Raw genomic sequence first — 443 nt, forward strand, 5'->3', positions numbered from 1 at the left:
GCGCGTGATCGTGCCGCTCTCGGCGCGGCCGCCTGCGCGAGCCAGTCGGCCAGGTTGCGCGCGTAGGCGCGCAACCGCTCCGGATGCCGCGCCGAGAGCGGCACGATCACGCGCGGCGGCGACGCGTCCGGCGCGGCGGCGGCGGCCGGGCGGTACTCCTCGATCACGACGTGCGCGTTGGTGCCGCTGAAGCCGAACGAGCTGACGGCCGCGCGGCGCGGCGCGTCGCCGGCGGCGTCCCACGCGCGCCGGTCGGTGTTGACGTAGAACGGCGAATCGGCGAAATCGAAATGGCGGTTCGGGTTCGTGTAGTTCAGCGTCGGCACCAGCTCGCGATGCGCGAGGCACAGCAGCACTTTGTGGATGCTCGCGACGCCGGCCGCCGCCGACGTATGCCCGATGTTGGTCTTCACCGAGCCGAGCGCGCAGAACCCGCGCCGGTC

1 protein-coding gene is annotated in these 443 nt (G+C 73.4%); it reads right to left on the bottom strand.

The features are described 5' to 3' along the window. The coding region (locus tag J5M73_RS31430; protein WP_279381773.1) for a ketoacyl-synthetase C-terminal extension domain-containing protein at positions 1-443 on the bottom strand (443 nt) is incomplete at both ends.

The sequence above is a fragment of the Pseudomonas sp. 50_B genome (genome assembly GCF_017491625.1).
GTDB lineage: Bacteria > Pseudomonadota > Gammaproteobacteria > Pseudomonadales > Pseudomonadaceae > Aquipseudomonas > Aquipseudomonas danubii.